Annotated in this window: 18 protein-coding genes; 3 read left to right on the top strand and 15 right to left on the bottom strand. The window is 62.4% G+C overall.

Annotated features, from left to right (window positions below; translation table 11 throughout):
* Window positions 1-29: 29 nt before the first annotated feature.
* The 9 genes from ACI48I_RS19050 to ACI48I_RS19010 all read right to left on the bottom strand — a co-directional run bounded on the left by ACI48I_RS19050 (window position 30) and on the right by ACI48I_RS19010 (window position 9,536).
* Window positions 30-524, bottom strand: a complete 495-nt coding sequence (locus ACI48I_RS19050) for a RidA family protein (RefSeq protein ID WP_193687680.1) — start codon at window positions 522-524, stop codon at window positions 30-32.
* A gap of 28 nt (window positions 525-552) precedes the next feature.
* Window positions 553-951: a c-type cytochrome gene (locus ACI48I_RS19045; protein ID WP_498575107.1), complete on the bottom strand. Its 399-nt coding sequence runs from the start codon at window positions 949-951 to the stop codon at window positions 553-555.
* The gene (locus tag ACI48I_RS19040; protein ID WP_498575106.1) at window positions 948-2,537 is read right to left on the bottom strand and encodes a flavin monoamine oxidase family protein; all 1,590 of its coding nucleotides are present in this window, start codon (window positions 2,535-2,537) and stop codon (window positions 948-950) included. Before ACI48I_RS19040 ends, ACI48I_RS19045 begins: the two co-directional genes overlap by 4 nt.
* A gap of 416 nt (window positions 2,538-2,953) precedes the next feature.
* On the bottom strand, window positions 2,954-3,676 hold the full coding sequence (locus ACI48I_RS19035; protein WP_498575105.1) for a hypothetical protein: 723 nt from the start codon (window positions 3,674-3,676) through the stop codon (window positions 2,954-2,956).
* 129 nt (window positions 3,677-3,805) lie between these two features.
* Window positions 3,806-5,308 (bottom strand): alpha/beta hydrolase, encoded by a 1,503-nt coding sequence (locus tag ACI48I_RS19030; RefSeq protein WP_498575104.1) that lies wholly within the window; start codon window positions 5,306-5,308, stop codon window positions 3,806-3,808.
* Between the two features lie 317 nt (window positions 5,309-5,625).
* Entirely contained in the window at window positions 5,626-6,855 is a 1,230-nt protein-coding gene (locus ACI48I_RS19025; RefSeq protein WP_193687675.1) for an ABC transporter permease, read from the bottom strand.
* A complete protein-coding gene (locus tag ACI48I_RS19020) occupies window positions 6,848-7,582 on the bottom strand; it encodes an ABC transporter ATP-binding protein (RefSeq protein ID WP_193687674.1) in 735 nt (244 codons plus the stop codon). Before ACI48I_RS19020 ends, ACI48I_RS19025 begins: the two co-directional genes overlap by 8 nt.
* Entirely contained in the window at window positions 7,579-8,817 is a 1,239-nt protein-coding gene (locus ACI48I_RS19015; protein ID WP_193687673.1) for an efflux RND transporter periplasmic adaptor subunit, read from the bottom strand. Before ACI48I_RS19015 ends, ACI48I_RS19020 begins: the two co-directional genes overlap by 4 nt.
* Window positions 8,814-9,536, bottom strand: coding sequence for a YIP1 family protein (locus ACI48I_RS19010; RefSeq protein WP_193687672.1), 723 nt, complete (start codon window positions 9,534-9,536; stop codon window positions 8,814-8,816). Before ACI48I_RS19010 ends, ACI48I_RS19015 begins: the two co-directional genes overlap by 4 nt.
* A 563-nt stretch (window positions 9,537-10,099) precedes the next feature.
* Here ACI48I_RS19010 and ACI48I_RS19005 point away from each other — a divergent pair.
* From ACI48I_RS19005 to ACI48I_RS18995, 3 genes are read left to right on the top strand one after another with little or no spacing between them, the layout of a single operon-like run.
* Complete coding sequence (locus ACI48I_RS19005; RefSeq protein WP_193687671.1) at window positions 10,100-10,966, top strand: HEAT repeat domain-containing protein; 867 nt, start codon at window positions 10,100-10,102, stop codon at window positions 10,964-10,966.
* Entirely contained in the window at window positions 10,966-11,850 is an 885-nt protein-coding gene (locus ACI48I_RS19000) for a hypothetical protein (RefSeq protein ID WP_498575103.1), read from the top strand. The genes ACI48I_RS19005 and ACI48I_RS19000 overlap by 1 nt, the downstream gene beginning before the upstream one ends.
* 8 nt (window positions 11,851-11,858) lie before the next feature.
* Entirely contained in the window at window positions 11,859-12,761 is a 903-nt protein-coding gene (locus tag ACI48I_RS18995) for a hypothetical protein (RefSeq protein WP_498575102.1), read from the top strand.
* Window positions 12,762-13,014: 253 nt separating this feature from the next.
* On the opposite strand, the gene ACI48I_RS18990 is transcribed toward ACI48I_RS18995, so the two are convergent.
* From ACI48I_RS18990 to ACI48I_RS18965, 6 genes are all read right to left on the bottom strand, one after another.
* Window positions 13,015-13,728 carry a site-2 protease family protein gene (locus ACI48I_RS18990; RefSeq protein ID WP_193687668.1) on the bottom strand — a complete coding sequence of 238 codons (714 nt, stop codon included), beginning with the start codon at window positions 13,726-13,728 and terminating at the stop codon, window positions 13,015-13,017.
* Window positions 13,729-13,746: 18 nt separating this feature from the next.
* Window positions 13,747-14,637 (bottom strand): DUF2167 domain-containing protein, encoded by an 891-nt coding sequence (locus ACI48I_RS18985; RefSeq protein ID WP_498575101.1) that lies wholly within the window; start codon window positions 14,635-14,637, stop codon window positions 13,747-13,749.
* Between the two features lie 188 nt (window positions 14,638-14,825).
* The gene (locus tag ACI48I_RS18980; RefSeq protein ID WP_498575100.1) at window positions 14,826-16,583 is read right to left on the bottom strand and encodes an extracellular catalytic domain type 1 short-chain-length polyhydroxyalkanoate depolymerase; all 1,758 of its coding nucleotides are present in this window, start codon (window positions 16,581-16,583) and stop codon (window positions 14,826-14,828) included.
* Between the two features lie 315 nt (window positions 16,584-16,898).
* Window positions 16,899-18,896, bottom strand: coding sequence for a DUF885 domain-containing protein (locus ACI48I_RS18975; protein WP_193687665.1), 1,998 nt, complete (start codon window positions 18,894-18,896; stop codon window positions 16,899-16,901).
* Between the two features lie 88 nt (window positions 18,897-18,984).
* Complete coding sequence (locus ACI48I_RS18970) at window positions 18,985-19,452, bottom strand: hypothetical protein (RefSeq protein ID WP_193687664.1); 468 nt, start codon at window positions 19,450-19,452, stop codon at window positions 18,985-18,987.
* Window positions 19,449-19,931, bottom strand: coding sequence for a hypothetical protein (locus tag ACI48I_RS18965; protein ID WP_498575099.1), 483 nt, complete (start codon window positions 19,929-19,931; stop codon window positions 19,449-19,451). Before ACI48I_RS18965 ends, ACI48I_RS18970 begins: the two co-directional genes overlap by 4 nt.
* Between the last annotated feature and the right edge of the window lie 14 nt (window positions 19,932-19,945).

The raw sequence follows: 19,945 nt of genomic DNA, 5'->3' as shown, positions 1-19,945 counted from the left end.
ACGACGAATGGCGGACGGCAGCGAGCGATTTATTTTTTTGCGGCGACCACCTCGATCTCGATCAGCCAGCCTGGATTGCTGAGCGCGGCCACCTGGAACACGGCGCGCGCCGGCAGGTTCGGCTGGGCGCCGCCGAAGAACTGGGTGTAGCCCTCCATGAATCCGGCCACGTCGCCTTTGCCGCCCTTGCCTGGGTCGCCGACGATAAACACCTGCATTTTCACCACGTCGCTCATCGATAAACCCATGCCGCCGAGGATGTCCTTGATCTTGTTGAGGACACCGACGGTCTGCTGTTTCGTGTTGCCGAAGGCGGCCAGCGAGTCGGCGGGCGCGTTCTTGTCGACCACCGGCGGCACCTGGCCGCTAATGAAATGGATGGTCGCGTTGGGCGGCAGCGTGACGGCCTGGGCGATCGGGAAGTCGGAGCCGGGAATCTTGTGGCGCACGATGTCCTGGGCGAGTGCAGGCAGGGTCGTTGCGCACAGCAGGGCGGCGAGGAGGGCGTTCAAACGTGTCTTCATGGTGCGTTCCTGATAGGGATAAGAGGGATCAGTGCTTGTTGCTCAGGCGTCCGGTGCCGGCCTGCGCGGCCTGCAGCGAGGCGCGCAGCGCTGCCACCTCGGTGTCGGGGATGGCAGTGGCCTTGTTGCCCCAGCTGCTGCGGGCATAACTGAGCACCTGCGCGATGTCGGCGTCGGACAGGCTGGCACTGAAATCCGGCATGCCGCCGCGGCCCTTGAGCAGCACGGTCGCGACGTCGGCCGGTGCGCCCTGCACCAGCGCGTTCCCGGCCAGCGCGGGAAAGGCGCCGGGAATGCCCTTGCCGTTGGCCTGGTGGCAGGCGGAGCAGTTCTTCGTGAACAGCGCCTTGCCGTCCATCGCTTGCGCGCCGGCCTTGTGAACAGCGGCGCACAGCAGGGCGCCGAGGATGAGGTGATGGGTCTTCATGCCTGTGCCCTCGTGTGGATGCGTTCGATCTGCTGCCAGCTCGATTCGATGGCGCCGGCCTGCCAGCCCGTCAGGTAACTGAGGTGCTCGCCGGCGAGCAGGATCCGGCCTTCTCCCTCGTTCAGGATCGGGTAGGCCGCCTTGCGGCTTTCGTCGGTCCACTCGGCCCAGCCGCCCAGGTTGTACTGGACGCGGTGCCAGGCCACGGAGAAGGACGATTCGAAGGAGCTGCGGTAGGCCGGGAAGATCTGCTGGCCGGCGCTGAGCGCAAACTCGGCGCGCGCGGGCGGGCTCAAGGCGCTGGTTTCGATCGCGTCGAGCATGTAGTTGTAGTAGCCGAGCAGGACCCCCTTCTGCTTCTGCCAGTTCGACGAGGGCACCGAGATCACGTTGATGCCTTTTATATCCGTGACGATGTGGCCGCCGTAGATCTGGTCGTCCTCTTCCCAGAAGCGGCGCTTCATCTGCAGGCCGATTTTCCCGACCGGCATATAGGCCACGGCTTTCACCGCGTCCTTGAAGCGCGGCGAGAAATCGGTGTCGATCATGCGCAGCACGGACAAGGGAATCGTGCACAGGCAGTAGTCGGCGTTCAGGGACGACAGCCTGCCGCTGGCGGCGTCCTTGACCGTGACCGTCACCTTGTTCGCGTCCTGGCGGATCGTCTGCACCTCGGCGCCGTAGCGGATGCTGCGTCCCACCTGCTTTTCGAAGGCGCGTGCGATTTGATCCATGCCGCCGACCGGCTGGAACATCGTGTTCTGCATCGGGAAGTCCTGCACCGCGCTGTACACCTTGCCCACCTTCGAGGCGAGCAGATCGCGGAAACCGAGCGGATCGGAGGCCTCGCCGGGACCGGGCAGCATGCCGGCGCCGGGATTGGTTTTATAACCGCGCCCGCTCCTGCCCTTGTAGCGCAGGTCGCCCGCGTCGAGGTGGCCCTCGTTGGCGAGATAGTCGAGCAGCAGCGCCTTGTCGCCGGCATTCAGCCGGGTGTCGAGCTGATCGTTTTTGACGGACTTGGCCAACAGTTCCGCCACATGGCCGCGCAGGTCCGATTTCACCTGGGCGCCGCGCAGGCGCTGCTTCGCCAGCGGTCCGCCCTGTTCGAGATAGATGATGGCGTTGTCGTTCTCGTTGACCATCACCTCGAGCGGCACCTTGAACAGGCGCGTGTAGTGCAGGGTCGATTGGTGGTGCATCGGGATGCGCCACGGGCCGTGGTTGATGTAGTGCCCCTCGTCGAAGCGGCACTCCTGCATCTGGCCGCCCAGCTCCTGCAATTGAAAACCCTTGCGGGCCGTCTGGCAGCGTCCGCCGGCGAAGCTGCGGGCTTCGATCACCTGCACTTCGTAGCCGAGCTTGCCCAGTTCATAGGCTGCCGTCATGCCGGCCAGGCCTGCGCCCAGGATCAGTACTTTTTTCCCTTTGCCGCTGCCGCTCAGCTGCGGCGGTGCGCTCACGCGCGAGGCGATGCCCATGCCCCAGGCGTTCATCGTGTTGAGCAGCAGTGCCGAGCCGCCGACCGCGGCCGCCCGGTACAGAAAATCGCGCCGCGTCCTCATCCCCTTGTCCGAACCCGCCATAGATCACCTCTTTTTGTGTTGTTACGAGGAAATACATAGCAAGCGGCGTGCCAAAATCATGGGCAAGTCGACCCGATCTGCATGAAAAAACAATGTCGTTTCAGGCTCGCGCATTGCATTGCAACACGCAGCCAAACAATGTTTTTACATGGAGATGAGTAGGAAGCATGCAGGCGGCTGGCAGGGAGAAAACACTATATTCAGCGGAGCAGACTTTATTTTTCGTCCGCCGGAAAGCACGTGGACAAGCCTTTTGCGCCTGGTCGCCGAACTGAATTGATGCGCCGCACCATTTTGATCCGGCCCGCACCGCGATAGGGTTTTTTTGCCAAAACGCATCACGGAAGAACAAAGCGCCTCCCGACACGCGCAATGCACGTCGGAAGGCTGCCGGGCTGCGTTGGAAAGTAAAAGGATCAGCGGGGGAGAAGGAGGCCGCCGTCGCGGTCGAGCCAGTAGCTGAACTGGCCGTAGGTCGGGGCTGCCTGGGCGCCGGCGCCGAAATAATCGGCCAGCATCTGGCGGTAGGCGCCGCGCCGCGAGAAGGCCTCGTGGGTGGCCGCGTAGCGCAGGGCGGCGGCGCGCATCGTGTCGCGGATGGCGGCGTCGGCATTCATGCCGGCTGCGCCCGATTTACTCGGGCGGCCGCGTTTGACGTCGGCGTTGGCGCGCCGCGTCCTGCCCGGTGCGCCCGAGTTGGCATAGTCGGGCAGCAGGGCGTCCGGATGCTGGCCGCGCTCCCAGTAGCGCCGCAAGTAGCGGTAGATGGTCGGATGCGAGACGCCATGTTCGGCGCGGCAGGCCGCCACCAGCCGGCCGCGCGTGCGCGTCTGATACACCCCGGGTTCGTCGCGCGTGAGCGCCTGGACGATGGCCCAGGCGCTGTCGCGCAGCGCCAGGTATTTCGGCGGCAGCGTGGCGGCGTCGACGGTCGGGCGATACGGGTCCAGCGGCAGCAAGCGCGCATGCCTTGCCTGCACGTGGCCGATCAGCGTGTCGAGCGAGGCGGCGCAGGGGCTGGCGCCGCGTTCGCCCAGCGCATAGGTGTAGGCCAGGCACCGGGCGGCATCGATCCAGAGGATCCGCAGCGTAAGCGGACGCTCACCGGCGTATTCGAGTAAATCGTTTCGAAGCAGCATACGACGATCCTTTTCTCGTTCAGGTCCCGATCGTACGTACGCAAGTTTCAAGCCAGCCGCCGGGGGACCTCCCCGGGCAAAAAAAGCCGGCCCCGGAAGGCCGGCCTGCAGTGCAGAGACGCGCGCGAATCAGCTCCCGCTGCACTGCGGCAGCGAAGCCCGTACTCGCAGCGTGTTCGCACTGTCGTCGGGGGACGGCGTGTTGTCCGTGAATTTGCAGCCGTACTTCGGATCGGCCACCACCGACGGCGTCAGCACGTCGTCGCCCGCCGGTTTCACGCCTTGCTGCTCCCATTTGACCATCGCCTCGAAGGCCCCCACCTGTTCGGCGATCGTGAAATCGCAGTGGCTGATACCGCGGATCGCACGCTGCACCAGCAGGTTGGAGGTGCCGTTGGCATCGGCGCGGCGTTTATAGATCTGCTCCATTTTAAAGGGCACGTACATGTCGCCCAGGGTGTGGATGGTGACCACCGGGACCTTGATCTGGGCGTTCGTCTTCGGAATCCAGCGCAGGCCGTCGCGGCGCAGGCGGTTCGCCTCGGGCGAGCCTTGCACCCGGTAGATGGCGGCGTTGTACGCCTGCTCCTCGGCACTGAGGGCCGGGTCGGCATCGAGCTGGAAGACGATGTCTTTCGTCGACACCAGGTCCTGGTTGAGGATGCCGTTGACTTTGCCGTCGCGTCCGAACACGCCCCAGACGGTGGCCTGCAGCGGGCCGGCATAGCCGTTGTCGAACATCGGGCGCGCGCCGCCGGTCAGGTTCTGGACGATCTGTTTCAGGCGCAGTCCCTCGGCGGTCGGCACGGCTTGCGCGGTCGGCGTGGCGGCACTCGGGAAGCTGGAGAACAGTTTCGCATTCACCTGCGGTCCGATGGTGGCCCAGTCCGCGACCGGCCAGCTGGTGGCCGGCATGCCGGCTTCCTGCTGGGCGGCGGTCTGGTAGGCGGCGAAATAATCGAACAGTTCCGTGTCGCCGAGGACGCCGCACATCGGCACTGCGCCGTTGTAGCGGATCCGGTTGACGGCGGTGGCGATGTTTTCCTCGTCGACGGCGGCGGCCGAGATGTGCCCGCCCATCGACACGCCCATGATGTAGGTTTTAAAGGGGGCCGCCAGGGTCCGGCCGTTCTGGCGCGCGATGCCGACGAAGGCGATGGCGAGGGCGTTCGTGTCTTCCACGCCGGCGCGCACGTCATAGTAATTCTTGCTGTAGCTCGAGGCGGCCCAGGCATAGCCCTGGCTGATCAGGTAGCGCCGGATCGCCGGCGGCGACACCGACAGGTTCGCGCCCTCTCCCGCATAGCCGTGCGCGTACATCACCAGCATGCCGTTCCAGTTCTTCGGCACCTCCACCTGGTAACTCGCATTGTTCAGCACACCCGTCCAGCGGTCCGTCTCGGGCGCGCCGCTGAGTGCCGCCAGGGCCGGCTGGGTCTGGACGACCGAGAACGTGCGTCCGTCCTGCGCGCGGGTCGATTCGGGTTCCGGTGTAAAAGGAATCGGGGTGACCGCTGCCTGCTGCGGCGGCGGCGCGGGATCGTCATCGCTGCCGCAGGCGGACAGGGCGAGGGCCGCCAGCAGCGGCGGTATGAGTCGACGTGCACTGAAAATGCTGAGCTGCTTGTTCATCGATTGTCTCCATAAATTATTGTTTTGCATAGCGAAACCAAGATTTACTATGCGGTTTTATTCTAGAGTTAATCGGAAAGCAATGTAAGCGGAGCATGATCCTGTGGGCACGTTTGCAACGGATTCGCCCGGCATCGTCAGCACGGGCGAAAAAAAACCGGGGCAGTGGCCCCGGTCTTCATCAACGGCGTCTGCCGATGAAAGGTGTCAGCGCGCCGGCCCCAGTTCCGTGTGCAGGCCGTGCACCATCAGGCAGAGAAAGACGATCAGGCCGACATAGAAGGTGCCATAGGTGAACTTGTCCTCGCTGCTGACACTCACTCGTACCTTAAGGCGTCGATCGGGTGTAAATTGGCCGCCTTGGCCGCCGGCATGATGCCGAACACGATCCCGACCACGCTTGAAAAACCGATCGCCATCGCGATCGCCCACCAAGGTACGAAGGCATCCGGGAAGTTCGGGATCATTTTTGCGGCGCCGAATCCCAGCAGATAGCCCAGCCCCAATCCCACCAGGCCGCCGAGCAGAGACAAGGTGGTGGCCTCGATCAGGAACTGCAGCAGGATGTGATGGCGCTGGGCGCCCAGGGCCTTGCAGATGCCGATCTCGCGAGTGCGCTCGGTGACCGAGACCAGCATGATGTTCATGATGCCGATGCCGCCCACCAGCAGCGAAATGCTGACGATGCCCCCCAGGACCATCGTCATCATGCCGATGATGTTTTCGAAGGTTTCGCCCAGCTGGGCCGCGGTCTGCACCTTGAAATCGTTGCGCTGGCCGGGTTTGAGTTTGTGCGCCGTGCGCAGCAGGCCCGTCAAGCGCCCCTGCACGGCCTCGAGCTGCGCGATGTCGTCGACGGTGAAGGTGATGTTGATGTCAAGCTTGGTGTTGTTGCCGGCCATGGCGCTGCCGACCATGAACGGGATCAGGACATAGTCGTCCTTACTAAAGCCGAAGCTTTCGCCCTGCGCCTCGTTCATGCCGATGATCCGGAACCATTCGCCGCCGATCTCGATGAATTTGCCGACCGGGTTTTCCGGCAACTGCAGCTTGTCGCGCACCTTGGGCCCGATCACGCAGACCTTGCGGCGCGACTGGTCGTCGCTGGCGCGGATGAAGCGGCCGTACTCGGGAAACGACTGGCTCGCCTCCTGGTAGGCCGCAGTCACGGCAGTAACGCGTGTAAATGTCGACTGGCCGGCGTGGCGCACGGTGCTGCCGAAGTCGCCGAAGGGGCCGAAGGCGGGCGACACGTTGCTGATGTCGTCGAGGTGGGAAACGATCTTGTCGAAGTCGTTCATGGTCAGCACGTTGCGCTTGCCCTGCATCGCCTCTTCAAAGGGCGTGTCGGCAGCCACGGTCAGGCTGTTGGCGCCGAGGCCCTTGAATTCGCTGCTGATCGAGGCCGACAGGCCCTGGATGATCGACACCACGGCAATGACCGAGGCGACACCGATGATGATGCCCAGCGAAGTGAGGAAGCTGCGCAGGCTGTGGGCACGGATACTCTGCAATGCCGAGCGGAAGCTCTCGATCACGCTAAACATGGGCACCTTCGCACGCGTGGAAGGGCAGGCGCTCGGTATTGATGACGTCACTCAAGACCTTGCCGTCGGCCAGGCGCACGGCGCGCCGGCAATGGGCGGCGATGTCCGGTTCGTGGGTAACGATGACGACGGTCTGGCCTTCCGCATGCAGGGCGTCGAACAGGGACATGATGTCGGCCGCGGTCGAGGAATCGAGGTTGCCGGTCGGCTCGTCGGCCAGCAGGATCGAGGGATCGCTGCACAGGGCGCGGGCAATGGCCACGCGCTGGCGCTGGCCACCCGACAACTGGTTCGGCAGGTGGTCCATGCGCTTTTCCAGGCCGACACGGGCCATGGCCTCTTTCGCGCGCCGCGCCCGCTCGGCCGGGCGGATGCCGCGGTAGATCAGGGGCTGCATGACGTTTTGCAGCGCGGTGGCCCGGGTCAACAGGTTAAAGCTCTGGAAAATGAAGCCGATTTCCTGGTTGCGGGTAATGGCGAGGTCAGTTTCGCTCATGCTGGCCACATCGTGCCCGTTCAGGAAATACTTGCCCGTGGTCGGGGTATCGAGGCAGCCGAGGATATTCATCATGGTCGACTTGCCCGAGCCGGACGAGCCGATGAAGGCGACGTAATCGTTGCGCGCGATCTCCAGGTCGATGCCGTTCAGGGCGGCAATCGTCTCGCCGCCCATCTGGTAATGCTTGGCAATGCCTTGCAGGCGGATCAATGCCGCAACACCGCTCATGTCTTGCTCGTGCCCGTCGTGTCCGTGCTGACGGCGTCGCCGGGCTTCAAGTGGCGCAGGATTTTATATGGGCCGGTGATGACGCCTTCGCCCGCTTTCACGCCGCCCAGGATTTCCTGCTGGCTGTCGTCCGAGACGCCGACGGTGACGACGCGCTTTTCCGCCTTGCCGCCCTTGTTCACGAATACCCAGTGCTCGGTCTTGACTTGTACTTTTTGACGCGACCCCTTTTTCTTGGCCACTTCCGTGTTCTCGTCATTGTTCGACAGCACGGCCTGCAAGGGCAGCGCGAGCGACTTGCCGGAACTGGCGGTGAAGATCTCGGCGCGGCAGGTCATGCCGGGCCGCAGCATCAGCCCCTTGGTGTCGGGCAGCTTGACCTTGACGTTATAGGTGCGCGCCAGCGAGGCGCCGGCCTGCGGCGCGCCCGATGTTTGCTTGGGCGACAGCGGAATGATCGCCACTTCGCCTTTTAATGGCGTGTCCGGATAGGCGGCGGTATGGATCGCCACTTCCTGACCGAGGACGATCTTGCCAATATCGGCTTCGTCGACATTCACCTCGGTCATCATGGTCGAGGTGTTGGCAATTGTCATCAGGCTCGAGCCGGCGATCGCAACCTGGCTGGCGACCGCCGTTTCGCCGACCTTGATGTCGAGCGCGGTAATGGTGCCGCCGATCGGGGATCGGATCGTGGTCTTGGCCAGCCGTTCGTTCGACTGCTTCAGGATGGCCGAAGCCTGTTCCAGGCGCGAGCGGCTGTTGCGCAGCTCGATGCGCGCGGCATCGACCGCGAAACGGGCGTCCTCGATGACGGCATCCGAGATCATCTTGACGCGGTGCAGTTCGGTCTTGCGTCTGAGCTGGTTTTCCTGGTTCGCCAGGTTCAGCTGTTGCTGCTCGATATTGATGCGCTGCTGCTTGACGGCCGCTTCTTGCTGGGCCACTTCTGCCCGGTAACTCTGATCGTCCAGGTGCAGCAGCAAATCACCCTTGGCAACCTGCTGGCCTTCCTTCACGAAGATGGTGCTGACCTTGCCGATCACTTCCGGGGACAGCAATACCTGCTCCTCATAGAGCAGGTGGCCGGAGGCGAGTACCGAGGATTTGATATCGCGATAGGCAATTTTTTCGACGTCCACAGCGCGCGCCGGTTCGGCCCGCGTGAGCTTCATGGCAATGGGGACGCAAAAGATCGCGGCCAGCACGATCCCGAGGATGTGCTGCTTTTTCATGCAAGTTTGCTCATGCCATAGGCGAACAGTGCGCCATAAACCAGGACATGGGGAATCAGCACGACCATGATCGCGGTCGAGCGCTTCACCTTGGCCCACGTCTGGAAGCCGATCACCAGCAGGAACATGCTCCAAAAGGTCGTCAGGCTCAGGCCATCCATGAGGCCGGAGAGCGGGTGGGCCATGTCGTAGTGAAACAGCAGGCTGTTAAGCGAGATGGGATTGAGTTCGGACATGCCCAGTTGCCCATTTGAGGCCATCAGGATTTGCATGGCGCCCAGAGGGAACAGCAGCACGCTGGGCACGCCGGACCAGGCCGCCAGGGCGAAACTCTTCGAAAACGACATCCCGTGCGACAGGGATTTGGAGACGATCATGAGGTAGACGCCCATGACCACGAAAAACAAGGGCAGTCCGATCAGCGTCGTGCCGAGGGTGGAACCAAGCATCATGTTCTTGGACATCACCTTGGCGGCCTGCTCACGCTGTTCGGCCGACTTCATTCCGGCCAGCATCTGGTCGAGGAGCCAGCTGAAATCGACCGTCGAGAAATACCAGAACATCAGCACGCCTGTCGTCACCATCAGGATGACCAGCGGGAACCAGCCCTTTGGCTTATGTTCCATTTTTTGGAAAGTACGGCTTGGCTCGTAAAACATGCTGGTGAAGGCGCCGGCTGGCGAAGCGCTGGCGATCGGTGCGTTATTGGTCAGTTCCATTTTAGTCTCCCTAGTAACAGTATCTCAGGCGCGGCGCGGAAGAGAATAGCAGGAAAAGAAAGTTTTGCACATTAAAAGCCGGGAATTCGGAAGTCGCTGCGCCCCCGGGGGGAGCGCCTGCAAGGCAGCGGTTGTCCGATGTAAGTTATCGATAGGTTTGGGTGCAGGGCGGCGCTGGAATTCTCACTAATAATTACGCCGAATACCCATCGCGCATATTTCCGGTATTAAAAAAAGCGTTGCTTCTTGAAACGAAGAGGATCGTGCCGGGTCGTTATTTGCGCGCATTATGCAGGATAAATATCACCGAAATTCACACCGAAAAAATTGATTTAATTTTCTTGACACGCATATTTTCGATCAATAGACTTTGTTTTGCGTTGATGCGCAATCAAATAAACAATCCGGAGATAAAATGAAAAAAGCAATCGAAGTGTGCGATCTCGAAACCGTTGTTCTTCCAGCAGGTGCCGAAGGCTCTACTAAGCTCATGACTGCAGCGATGGTGATCATCGTTGTCTACGTCGCAAAGTAACTTAATACAATCCAAGTAATCTAATCGATTGACGCATCAACGTGTTTTTAGCTATATGAATATCTTTTCAGATTATGTCGTCGAATTTCCTCTTATTAGCGCTATTATTCGTAGTGCAAGAGATGCCGTTGCCGCCAATAAGTCGCTTTCCGTTGTGGACGAGGAGCTGAAGCGTTTCCTTTGCAGCGACGAGCCCGTGCTCATCATGAACAAATGTGTTGCCGAGCTGGCTGCGAATCCCGACGCGGACCCGCCCTTCATGACGGATGGCCACATCATGCTCTGCAACGACTTCGGCGGACTTGCCGTTGCAATCGGGCGTACAGAGGCCGCAACTTCCCAATCGCCACTCTATTCGTCGACGTCCGAAGCCTTGCTCGGATGCTTGTCCAGCGAGGGCTTTTCCTATCGTTTTCACGACATCCCCGCTGACTGGAACCCGGAAGTATTTTCCCTGGAGACGAGGCTAGGGGCGCCGCAGCAGCGTCATTGCGCCTGGGGAGAGACCGTACTGGCTCCGCCCACGAGTGTCTTCGACTATGCGTCGAGCGGATCGCTGGTATTGAAAATCGTTGCGCCGTCCAAGGTGGGACTCATGTGGGAATTCAGCCGTGCCGACCTGACAGCGATGCGGGTGCACGCAGCCACATTGCAATCGACGACTGTTTCCTTCATCCTGCGTTTCCTCTCCAAATACGGAAACCAGGACAGCGTTGGCGCCATCAGCCATCTGGTGACGCATCCATTTCACCATGTCCGTTGGGACGTGGCCAAGGCACTCGGTCAATGTGATGTCGAAGCACTTTCCATCGTGCTCGACAAGTTAAAAGACGACCCGCATCCCCACGTCAGGGCGGCCTCGCAGAAAACGCTTGCACAAATGGGAGACGCATAATGGCCTTCACTTCTTTCTGTAAAAATGACAAGATTGTTTCTACTGAAGAGCTTGTCGATTATATCGATGCGAATATCGACGTGTGCGACGATGAGAGTCTTTTTTCTTCAGCAGAAATGCTGCAGGGACTGGCAAACAATAAGCAAGCCCTGATCGGGATTTTTAATCGCGATCTTATGAAATACAATAGCAGCACGGGTGCATCTTATTCGCAAGCGTCGACCGTGATGGGAACTGGCAGGAAACAGCCGTTTATTATCCGGGCGAATATGTGGCCTCCCGCCGGCGACTCCTCCGTGCGCACGATCGAAGAGGCATTGTTTTCATATGAGCTGCCACACGACCATAATTTCAGTTTTTTAACTGCGAATTATTTTGGTCCGGGTTATGTGACGGATATCTGGGAATGCATCGACCCCGCATCGGTACGCGGTTATTCCGGCGAACACGTGCCCTTGAATTTCCTTGAACGCACAAGGCTCGAGCCGGGAAAGCAGATGCTGTTTCGGCGGCAGCGCGACATTCACACGCAGCACTCTCCGGAGGAGTATTCTGTTTCCTTGAATGTACTCGTCGTCTCCGACCGGGACCGGTTAAGTGACCAGTACGAATACGACGTGGAAAACCAGCGCATTGCTGGTTTCCCCGCCGGTACCATCTCATCCAGGAGAGCGTTCTTCATTGGGCTGGCCGGCAGCTTGGGTAACGAGAATACAGCGGACATTCTGCTGACAATTGCTGAGAAACACCCGTGTCAGAGGACGCGAGCTGCCGCGTTGTCGAGCGCCATCAAGGTAGATCCGGAAATGCAAGGTTTGCTTCCCGCAGCGATCAGGGACGACAAGTCCCAGTTTATTCAGGATATTGTGCGAAAGAACGTATAAAGATGAGGATGGCCGAGACAAAATTAGGTTGGGAACGGATATTTGCCCTGGCGCTAGTGGTGCATGTTGCGGGAACCGTCACGCGCTGGTGTTTCCCGGAACTGCTCACCAAGAGCCAGATATGGGCTCTGGCGGCGGGCGTGCTCGTTCTGAAAATTCTCATCGGTTTTCCGGAAGCGCTCCGGTGCTATGCCCAGGCACGCCGAAACGGCGCGTCGACTGTGGAAGGGGTGCGTAATCTGGTGCCGGCAGAGCTCATCGGCCTGTTCCGTCTCGAACGTGCGACACAGCGTGGCTTCGTGACCTGGTTGCGCCGCAGGCCGCCGGCGACGACCGGAATCGCCGGTCAAAGCTTCGAATACTACCAAGGCAGTCAATACGCGACGATCTTCCTCATCGCGATGCTGTGTTGCGTGACCGAAGTGCCGCTTTCCTATCTGCTGATGGGTATTATATTGAACGATCCGGTGGCGGCGCAGTATGCCCATTGGGCCTTGCTCGCAACGGTGGCCTATACGATGGTCCTGATGCTGGGGGACCGGCATCTGGTGAAGCACACGCGCCACGTACTGGCGCCGCAGCGCCTGCATTTATCAGTCGGTGCCCGTTTCCACGCCCAGATTCCGTGGGAGGCCGTCGAAACTGCCTATCCTGTCCAGATTGCGAAGGAACTCTCGGAAGCCAAAAGGGCATGGCTGCGGCGTAGCGGATTCGATCCGTTGGAAACCGTGGTCTGTACCCCGGTCGACGTACCGAATGTCGCGTTGGTGCTGAAGAAATCAATACCGGTAAAAATCGAGAAATACCAGATTGCGCAGCAGGATGTGCGTTATGTCCTCGTCTACGTTGACGAACCGGGGACCTTCGTCCAGGCTGTGCGAAATCGTCTCGATGCCCAGCAAATAGCGTGAGCCGGCGCGCGACGGCGTAAATCGATGGTCACCCTCTTTTTGCATGTGAAAGCTGTGCTTGCCGAGATGAATGCCGATGAGCGTAAGGTCTTGCATGATGGTCTCCATCCAGAAAGAACAACACCCTACAAGTCTGGTAACTCGTAGGGTGGAAGGATGACCATCTCATGAAAACCGGGCTTGCGCCCGGCACAGCTCACACCTCTCACCTCATGGGCAATTGCCGATCGGAAGCGGTCCTGGGTGAGAGGTGTCAGCGCGCCGGCCCCAGTTCCGTGTGCAGGCCGTGCACCATCAGGCAGAGAAAGACGATCAGGCCGACATAGAAGGCGCCATAGGTGAACTTGTCCTCGCTGCTCACCGCGTAGTAGGCCTGGTTGCCGGCGGCGGCCGGATCCCAGTTCCAGGCCGCCTTCAGTTGCGGCAGCGCGAGGATGACGATCAGGATCAGGATCGGGCTCGGGCGCCAGAAGAAGGCCGCCGCCAGCACCGGCACGCCCAGCAGCCACAGGCGCGGAGACAGTATGGCCGTGATGCGCCCGCCATCGAGAGGAGAGATCGGAATCAGATTGAACAGGTTCAGGAAGCAGCCGGCATACGCCAGGGCCAGCAGCAAGCGGCTGTCGAACTCGCGCGCCAGCGCGTAACACGCCAGCGCGGCGACGGTACCGGCGACCGGCCCGGCAATGCCGACATAGGCTTCGGTCTCGACGTCCTTCGGCAGCTCCTTCATCTCGATCCAGGCGCCGACGAAGGGTATGAAAGTCGGGAGACCGACCGGCAGGCCGCGCTGGCGGGCCGCGAGAAAATGGCCCATCTCGTGGCAGAACAGCAGGGCCACGAAACCCAGCGCATACCACCAGCCGTAGACGAAGGCATAGGCCAGCACGGACAGCAGCATCGTCCCGCCGCTGGTGAGCAGCTTGCCGAGCTTGCCGGCGCTGAGGAGGAGTAGGAGCAGTTTCACGCGTGCCGCCTTGCGCTCTCAGGTCTCGCTGCGCTTGAAGAATTTGCGGGCGCCGGCCACCAGGCCGAAGGCGGCGATGGCGATCAGCTTGGCGAACTTGGCGAAAAAGGCCGCCATCACCGCGAACAGGCCGAGCTTCTTGACGGCGACGCCCGTCACCAGGGCCGCGATGCCGTATTCCGCCACCTTGTCGGTCGAGGAATTGAAGTCGGCATAGGTCTTGCCCGGATTGAAGCTGGTCTGGGCCAGCAGGGTCTGGGCGAAGGGTTTATTGGCCGCCAGCGCATCGAAGCCGGACACCAGGTTCATCGACAGATAGCCTTCGCGGCCCAATACATAGGTGTTGTAGTTGGCGCCGTGTTCCCCATTGGCCGTGCCCTTGTCTTTGGTTTCGATCGACCACACCAGCCGGTGCGCGCCCTTGTCGTAGCTGGGCTTCTGGTTCCAGCCGACGATCTCCATCTCGGTCAGGCCGCGCGCCTGGCGCTCCTTGTTGTTTTCTTCGGTGCCTTCCTTCAGACCGCTGAGCAGTTCGTCCGCCTTCCACTCGGCCGCTTCGTCATCCTTGATATAGCCGGCGTCGATATAGCGCGGGACCACGAAGCTGTCGCTGTCGGGCGGGATGATGATGCCGAGGCGGGTGGGGTCTTCGCCATTGCCCATTGCCTTGAGCAGCTGGCCTGCCTGCGGCTGCGGAATGAAGGAATAACCCTGCGGGAGTTTCAGCTTCGCCTGGCTGCCCAGGGCAATCTCGGAGGGACCGGATTGCGAAGCGGCCCTGGCTGCGGCCAGCGCCGTGTTCATTTCCGCTTCCTGGTCGATCTTGGCCGCTTGCGCGGGACTGGTACCGAAGGCGAGCGTGCCGGCAAGGACAGCGGCGCAGGTGCGTGCAAACAGAGCAGTCTTCATGACTTCCTCATGGCTGGCCGGCGACAGCACCGGCGGTGGGGGAAAAAAGCTGCCGCTATTTTAAGCGCTGCAACGATGGAAAATTCTCACCAATTGTTGCCTTGGTGAAAAATTTATTGAGATGGATCGAGGAGAAAGGCGAAAAAAAACCGGGGCAGCGGCCCCGGCAAAGTCCTGCACCTGATCGATTACGGGCAGTTTCCGATGATGTAGTAGCCGCTCGATGTCTGCGCCAGCGTGGCCGTATAAAACGTGTTGTCCAGGCCCATGTTCTGGTTCGAGCCGTTCGCCAGCGCATAGCCGCCGCTGTCGTGGGCACGCCCGGCCTGCACGTGCGCGTAATTGCTGGCGGTGGTCGCGGTGCAGACGAAGCCCGAGCTGGTGCTGCCGGTGACGCTGCCTGAGCGCGCGCTTTCGACGCCGCCGTTGCCGAGAGAAGAGACCTGGTAGCTGTAGCTGGTCGACGCCGCCAGGCCGGTGTCGGTATAGCCGGTGGCGGTGAGCGCCGCCGCATTGACTTTGACGCCGTTGCGATACAGGTTGTAGCCGGTGGCGCCGTTGACCGCGTTCCAGGACAGGGCGATGCTGCTGGCCGTACTGGCCCCGACCGCCAGGCCGCCCGGTGGCTGCAGGGCCGGCGCGGTACCGACCAGGAACTGGGAGATCGTGCAAGCGCTTGAGGTCAGCCCGGTGGCGCTGTCGGTCGCGGTCACGCTGCCGCTGTAGTAGCCGTCGGCGCGTGCCGTGTAGGCTTTCGTAAAACTCGCGCCGCTGCCGGCGGCCGCGTCGTCGACCGGCGTCGGGCCATTCAGGACCACCCGGTAGCTGCCAATGGTGCCGCTGGTGCTGGTGCCCGCGCCGTTCACCGTCACGGTGGAACCGGAGACGCTGGCGCTGCAGGAGTTCATCGTCGGCGCCGCCGCGCGCGCCGCGCGCAGGTTGTTCCTGAACCAGAAGTCCATCACGAAGGATGGGTAGTTGACCTTGGTCGCATCGACGTAATTGCTGTTCTGGCCACCCGTGCCGGCCGGCCAGGCGTGGCCCATGCCGGTCACCGTGATCTCCGAGGTGCGCACTTTGCCGTTGGCGTCCGTATAGGGGATGTTGCTGCCGCCGGTCGCTACGCTGACGGCAGCGCCTTTCGTCAACGTGCCGCCGTAGACGATGCGCATCGCCGCCGCGTCGAGCGGACCGTAGCCCTGCGCCACCGTGTAGTCGCTGGTGCCCCAGATGACGCCCGCCACCTGCGTCGCGAATTCGGAGACGCTGGTGCCGGCCAGGTTTTTGCAGTTGTTCGCGGCGGTGGTGGCCGTGTAGCCGGAGGGAACGGCGCCGATCTGGGTCGTGGACACTCCCGGCGGCGGGCCGGCGTTGATGCCGACGCCGGCAAAGATGTCGGGCGCGAGACAACCCATCACCATGGTCTGGGCGCCGCCCGAAGACAGGCCGGCGACGTACACCTGCTTCGGATCGATCGCGTACTGCGGGTTGCTGACGAAACGGTTGATCAGGTCGAGCAGGATCCCTGAGTGGCCGGTGGTGCGGCTGTGGGTGCTTTTGGCCCAGTCCCAGCAGTGCGATCCATAGAGGTTGCCGGTGGCGTTCGGCGCCAGGATCACGGCGCCGTACTGGTCGGCCACGCCTTTCCAGTTGTAGCCCTTGTCGGTGCCGCTGTCGATGACGTCGCCGGCGGCCGTTTGCGCGCAGCCGTGCAGCACCAGCACCAGGGCGCGCTTGCCGGCCAGGGTGGGGTTGGTGGCGGGCCAGTAGTAGTAGCCGGTGAGGGCGCCGCCGTTGACGGTGTCGGTGGCCCAGGTCTGGTTACTGCTCCAGGTGCCGGGACCGGCCTGTACTTGCGCCTGGGCGGCTGCCCAGGGAAGCAATGCGGCGAGGAAGACGGCCCGGCGGGCGGCCTGTTGAAACGAACTTGCCATTGAAGCCTCCATTGCGTTGCGTGGTGCACTGCGAAAAACCCGGACCTGCGCGGACGCGACGGCGTGATGCGCCGGCCGGATGGATGACGGAAAAGCAGGCAGCTGCGAATGAACGCTAGGAGCTAGGCGAGGAATGAAGGGTCATGGCTGGTCTCCGCTGTCGGTATCGTTGTTATGTATGCGACGGGAAGTCGCCAACTTATTCTAGACCTCGGGACAAGGCGCACAAGCGGCGCGCAGGCACGCCGTTTGTGCGGTTTTGCACAGCATTGGTGCGGGCATAAAAAAACCGGAGCCGCGGCTCCGGTTGTGCGATCGCCCGTGCGATCAATCGCGCATCAGTTCCGCGATCATCTTGACGGGCGCGTTGCCGTAGCTGAGGAACTGGTCGTGGAACTGCTTCTGGTTGAAGCGCTCGCCCAGCTGCTGGCGCCGCTGCTCGCGCAGTTCCATGATCTCCGCATAGCCGCTGAAATAGCTGGTCAGCTGCACCGAGGACAGCTGCACGCGGCGCCATTTCTCGACCGCTTCCTGGCGCGTCTGGAAGGCCTGGCGCGTGAGCAGATCCAGCGCTTCTTCGCGCCCCATGCCGTTCACGTGCACCGAGTAGTCGAGGATGGTGTTGGTGACGCTTCTCAGGTTCCATTTCGAGTACATCAGCCACATCTCGGGCGCGTTGCCGCCGTAGCCCGATTCGAGCATCATGCGCTCGCCGTACACGGCCCAGCCCTCGACCATCGCGCCATTTCCGAACAGGGACTTCACCAGCGACGGCGACCGGTTCGCATGCACCAGCTGGGCATAGTGGCCGGGGATCGCCTCGTGGATGTTCAGGATCTGCAGGATCCATTCGTTGTACTCGCGCAGGCTGCTCTCGGCCTGCTCGGCAGACAAGCCATCCAGCGGCGTGACGTTGTAATAGGTCTTGTCCTTCGGCCGGTACGGGCCCGGCGCGTCGATGCTGGCGCCGGCCACGCCGCGCTGGTACATCGGGGTCTCGCGCACTTCGAGCGGCTTGTCCGGGTCGAGCGTGAGCAGATCGTTCTTGATCACCCAGTCCTGCAGCTGCGGGATTTGCCTGCGGATCTCGGGGAAGAAGTTTTCGCGGGCGACGTGGCGGGCGGACAGCCTGTCGATCAGCATGCCGATCTTCTGGAAGCGGTCGTTCGGCTTCGTCTTGTCGGCCATGTAGCGCGGCCAGAGTTCGTCCGAGATCGCGTTCATGCGCGTCAGGAGTTCCTCGCGCGCGGCGAGCGCCTTGCGGTAGGTTTGCTCGGCGCTACTGGCCGACTGGATCTCGAGCGCGAACTTCTGCTCATACAAGGCCTTGCCCAACCTGAACGGGCGCGCCTTGCCGCTTGCCGCCTGCGTCTTTTCCAGGTTCGTCAAAAAGTCGACATAGCCGAGCACTGCGCTACCGGCATTCGCGATACGCTGGGCGAAGATCGCCTTTTCCTGCGCATTCAGGATCGAGCCTTGCACGGCAAGGCCGAGGTCGGCCAGTACCACCAGGGTGCCCGGGGCCTGCGCGATTGCCAGCTGCGTGTGTTCGCGCGTCGGGTTGACGATGCTCGCTTGCGCCGCCTGGTAATAGGCGGGCACATTGGCCAGGCGTTTCAGGATGGTGCGCAGGCGCTGCGGCTTGGCCGCGTAATCGGTATTCGCGATCAGGTCGAGCGGCTGGGCGATGTTGTAGAGCGCCGGGTTCCACTCGAATTCGCGCAGCGTCGTCAAACGCCAGCGGTCGGTCTCGAGCTTGTTGATCAGGAGGGCGAGGTCGGTGCGCTGGCGCGGCGACAGTTGACGGGTGTCGATCTTGCGGAATTTGTCCAGCCACTCGTCGGCGAAGGCGAGCTTTTTCGCGCGCGTCGCATCGTCGGGGATGGTCAGGTTGGCGGCGGCGTCGAACTTGCCGACCGCAATCCCGCCTTCCGGATCGACGCGCCAGAGCGCCGTCAGGTACTGCATGGCGAGGGCGTCGGCGCGGCGGTCGAGGCGCTTCTCGTTCGCGGCGGGGGCCTGCACCTGCTCGCGCGCGGGCGCCGCAGCCACGGCTGCGGTGGCGGCAGCGACGGTAGCGGCAACAGCGGCCTTGCCCGCAACGGCCTTGCCGGCAACGGCTTTGCCGGCAACGGCTTTGCCGTTGCTGCCCTTGGCTGGTTTGCCCTTCGCCTTGGCGACGGGTGCGGCGGCGCGCTTGGCGGATGCCTTCGATTGGACGACCTTGGCCGCTTTCGGCTTCGAGGTCTTGGCTGGCTTGGCGCTGGCCGGCGCCAGCGCGAGGCTGGCGATCATGGCTGCCAGCGCGAGTTTCGTTTTCATCATCGTATTCGGCCCGTAAAGATGGAGATGTCGCGTTTGCGCGCAGCTGCTTCCGCCCTGCGCGCAAACGCGGCAGCGCGCCAGATTAGCATTATTCGCGTGGATTGCGCGTCCGCGGCTTTGTAACAAATGTTGGCCCGAGCGCGGCCAGCGCCGCATCCAGGCCGATCGACTTTGCCTCTTCCATGACGCTGGCGGGCAGCCAGCCGGGGAAGGGCGTCTCGGTGTTTTCATGGTGGCCGCGCGCACTGTGCTCCTGGCGCACCCGCGCGAGCAGCGCCGCATCGAAGGCCGGCGCGGCCGCCGCCAGCGCCGGCCACAGGCGCCGGTGCACGAGCGTGACCTTCTTGTCGACCAGGCGGCAGACGAGGATGTCGGGGTCATGGCTCACCGTCTCCAGCACCGCGAAGATCTGCTTGCCCTGCGGGTGACCCCACCAGCTGCCGCGAATGGCCTCGCCCGCGATCGCATGGGTCAGCGTCGGCACCGGCCCGCGCGCCGAGGCCAGCACGACGCCATGTTCGCGCACGAAAGCCAGCGCCGCCGCCGCGTCCATCAATCGACCACGCCTGCGCGGATCAGGGCCTGGTGGCGCGCGTTGACGATGGCGACCGCCTCCTTGCCGCGCGCGATATTCGTCAGCACGATCTCGCTGTCCTTGGTGAAGCGGTGGCCGATGCGCACCGTGTACGAGCGCGTGGCCCAGCTGGTAAAGCCGTTCATGAAAGTCGCTTCATCCATGTCGCGCCACTTCACGCCGGAGACGCCCTTCTTCCAGGGCAGCACGCCCGCGTGCACCCAGACCCCGAGGTCGTCCATGTAGAGCTGCACGCTGCGCACCAGCAGGAATTCGTAGCCGACCACGAGCGCCGACAGGATCAGCACCGCTAGCGCCGCCAGCTCGTGCCAGAGGAAGGCGAGCGGCAGCAGCACGCCGAACAGGACGATCGCCAGCGCCAGCACGCCGGCATAGGCCAGCCAGGATTTCATACCGATGACGTCGGCCTTCGACAGGGCGGGCGCGTTCTGTTCTTCCATGGAGGTGTTCCGTT

The sequence above is a fragment of the Massilia sp. LXY-5 genome (genome assembly GCF_059801075.1).
This window is presented reverse-complemented; position numbering and strand designations above follow the sequence as displayed.

Bases quoted from the DNA above. Each gene is read 5' to 3' on its own strand.
- ACI48I_RS19050 (WP_193687680.1), bottom strand. From the start codon at position 524: ATGAAGACACGTTTGAACGCCCTCCTCGCCGCCCTGCTGTGCGCAACG.
- ACI48I_RS18995 (WP_498575102.1), top strand. From the start codon at position 11,859: ATGGCCGAGACAAAATTAGGTTGGGAACGGATATTTGCCCTGGCGCTA.
- ACI48I_RS19010 (WP_193687672.1), bottom strand. From the start codon at position 9,536: ATGGAACTGACCAATAACGCACCGATCGCCAGCGCTTCGCCAGCCGGC.
- ACI48I_RS19015 (WP_193687673.1), bottom strand. From the start codon at position 8,817: ATGAAAAAGCAGCACATCCTCGGGATCGTGCTGGCCGCGATCTTTTGC.
- ACI48I_RS19040 (WP_498575106.1), bottom strand. From the start codon at position 2,537: ATGGCGGGTTCGGACAAGGGGATGAGGACGCGGCGCGATTTTCTGTAC.
- ACI48I_RS18985 (WP_498575101.1), bottom strand. From the start codon at position 14,637: ATGAAGACTGCTCTGTTTGCACGCACCTGCGCCGCTGTCCTTGCCGGC.
- ACI48I_RS19000 (WP_498575103.1), top strand. From the start codon at position 10,966: ATGGCCTTCACTTCTTTCTGTAAAAATGACAAGATTGTTTCTACTGAA.
- ACI48I_RS19035 (WP_498575105.1), bottom strand. From the start codon at position 3,676: ATGCTGCTTCGAAACGATTTACTCGAATACGCCGGTGAGCGTCCGCTT.
- ACI48I_RS19020 (WP_193687674.1), bottom strand. From the start codon at position 7,582: ATGAGCGGTGTTGCGGCATTGATCCGCCTGCAAGGCATTGCCAAGCAT.
- ACI48I_RS18965 (WP_498575099.1), bottom strand. From the start codon at position 19,931: ATGGAAGAACAGAACGCGCCCGCCCTGTCGAAGGCCGACGTCATCGGT.
- ACI48I_RS18980 (WP_498575100.1), bottom strand. From the start codon at position 16,583: ATGGAGGCTTCAATGGCAAGTTCGTTTCAACAGGCCGCCCGCCGGGCC.
- ACI48I_RS19025 (WP_193687675.1), bottom strand. From the start codon at position 6,855: ATGTTTAGCGTGATCGAGAGCTTCCGCTCGGCATTGCAGAGTATCCGT.
- ACI48I_RS19030 (WP_498575104.1), bottom strand. From the start codon at position 5,308: ATGAACAAGCAGCTCAGCATTTTCAGTGCACGTCGACTCATACCGCCG.
- ACI48I_RS18975 (WP_193687665.1), bottom strand. From the start codon at position 18,896: ATGATGAAAACGAAACTCGCGCTGGCAGCCATGATCGCCAGCCTCGCG.
- ACI48I_RS19045 (WP_498575107.1), bottom strand. From the start codon at position 951: ATGAAGACCCATCACCTCATCCTCGGCGCCCTGCTGTGCGCCGCTGTT.